This is a genomic window from Tessaracoccus sp. OH4464_COT-324 (assembly GCF_003932855.1).
In the GTDB taxonomy this organism is placed as follows: Bacteria; Actinomycetota; Actinomycetes; order Propionibacteriales; family Propionibacteriaceae; genus Arachnia.
In genome coordinates, this window is the sequence record NZ_RQYZ01000053.1 from 1 (window position 1) to 851 (window position 851).

An 851-nucleotide genomic window follows, 5' to 3' on the forward strand; every position below is an offset into this window, starting at 1 on the left:
GGGTCTGTCCGAAATTCGGTGTGTGGGGTCCGGCGGTTTTCATCAGTGAGTGGTTCTCTCGAACCGTCCGGCGAAGGTGATCGCGAACGCGTTCAACGCGGGCTTCCACCTCATCACCCAGCGTGCCCGGCCTCCGCCGGTGGGGTCAAGCGACCGCGTCACGAGGTAGAGGCACTTGAGTGCGGCGGCCTCGTTGGGGAAGTGTCCACGTGCCCTGACGGCCCGCCGATACCTCGCGTTGATCGACTCGACCGCGTTCGTCGTGCAGATCACCCGCCTGATCTCGACGTCGTACTCAAGGAACGGCACGAACTCCGCCCAAGAGTTCCGCCACAGTTGCACGATCGCGGGATAGCGTTCGCCCCACTCGGCGGCGAACTCCTCGAACCGGTCCTTGGCCGCCTGCTCAGACGGAGCCGTATAGACCGGCTTCAGTGAACGGACGATCGCGTCGCGGTGCTGCCGTCCTGCGTATCGGAAACTGTTGCGGATCAGGTGGACGATGCACTGCTGCACGACCGTCTGCTCCCAGGTCGTGTTGATCGCCTCAGGCAGACCCTTCAGCCCGTCGCACACGGCAATGAGGACGTCTTCGACACCCCGGTTCTTCAGCTCGGTGAACACCTGCAACCAGAACCTCGCACCCTCCTGCCCGTCACCTGCCCAGATCCCGAGGATGTCGCGTTCCCCGTTCACGGTCACGCCCATCACGACATAGAACGGCGTGTTGCGAACCTGCCCATCACGGACCTTCACCACGATCGCGTCGACGAAGATCACCGGATAGAGCGGATCCAACGGCCTGCTCGACCATTCGGCGAGTTCGCCGGCGACTTTCTCCGTGATCCGGC

General features: G+C 63.6%; 1 protein-coding gene. It reads right to left on the reverse strand.

From position 1 onward, the window contains the following. Positions 1–42 precede the first annotated feature (42 nt). Positions 43–851: IS256 family transposase (locus EII42_RS12110; RefSeq protein ID WP_125172405.1), on the reverse strand; the 809-nt coding region annotated here is incomplete at its 5' end.